Source organism: Massilia sp. TS11 (assembly GCF_022012445.1).
In the GTDB taxonomy this organism is placed as follows: domain Bacteria; phylum Pseudomonadota; class Gammaproteobacteria; order Burkholderiales; family Burkholderiaceae_D; genus Telluria.
On sequence record NZ_JAKLTS010000035.1, the window covers coordinates 1 to 1,221 of the forward strand.

Consider the following 1,221-nt stretch of genomic DNA (forward strand, 5'->3'; position numbering starts at 1 on the left):
GAAGAGTTATTGTGTTTGTGCGACCAAACCCTTTAACCAACCTACTGCTTTCATGTCAGATCATAGACTTGACCTCCCGTTCTGGGAAGGTTTTCTCGTTGCTTCGCTAGAAACGTTGGACGGCACGGCTTTGGTGCGCCTGATCGCGGACCCGGCCTGCGCGAGACGCTGTTCGCATTGCGGGAGCACGGCAACCGGCGTGCATGAAACCAGTTGGCGGATCGTACGGGATATGCCGATAGCGGGTCATTCGGTGCGCCTGGAATTGGGACTACCTCGGCTTCATTGCATCACTTGCGGCCGGCGCTGCACGCAGCGGGTCACTTGGCTGGATCGTCATGCGCGCGTGACGCGACGTTTGGCCGACTTTGTGGCGCATTGGAGCGAGAAGCTGCCCATCACCCACGTCTGTGAATTGACGGGCCTGCATTGGGGGACCGTGCGCCAAATCCATCGGCAGGATCTGGAGCGCCGCCTGGCGGCACTGCCCACGCCGGAACCCAAACGCTTGGTGATGGACGAATTTGCCCTCTTCAAGGGTCATCGCTATGCCACCGTCGTGCTCGATGCGGACACGCGTCGTGTCCTCTGGGTAGGCGAAGGGCGCAGCCGCGACGCCGTTCGCCCCTTCTTCGAATGGCTCGGCCCGCAACGCTGCCGCGCCATTCAAGCGGTGGCGATGGATATGAACACAGCCTTCGATTTGGAAGTGCAACGGCACTGCCCGCAAGCGCGCGTGGTCTACGATCTGTTTCACGTCATTGCCAAATATGGTCGTGAAGTGATCGACCGAGTGCGGGTGGATGAGGCCAATCGCCTACGCGATCAACGCGGCCTGCGCCAAATCGTCAAACGTGCGCGCTGGCTGTTGTTGCGCAACCGGGAAAATGTGCCGGCCGATCAGCAACCCAAGCTCGACGAACTCTTGGCCGCCAACCAAGGGCTGATGACGGTCTATGTGATGAAGGCCAGTCTGAAGGAACTCTGGCAAATCGAGAATGCCTGGCAGTGGCGCGCGGCATGGCGCAATTGGCTGGAAATGGCGAACGGCAGCGGGATTGAGCCGCTCAAGCGCTTCGCCCGAAGGCTGGCCAGCTACTGGCGCGGCATCCTCGCGCGCGTGCGCTGGACCATGCACACGGGCCAGCTCGAAGGCATCAACAATCGGATCAAAGTGATGAAGAGGATGGCCTACGGCTATCGCGACTCAGAATTCTTCTT

1 protein-coding gene is annotated in these 1,221 nt (G+C 60.2%); it reads left to right on the top strand.

The window, feature by feature from the left end; translation table 11 throughout:
• Positions 1-52 precede the first annotated feature (52 nt).
• The coding region (locus tag LZ005_RS21500) for an ISL3 family transposase (protein WP_237811077.1) at positions 53-1,221 on the top strand (1,169 nt) is incomplete at its 3' end.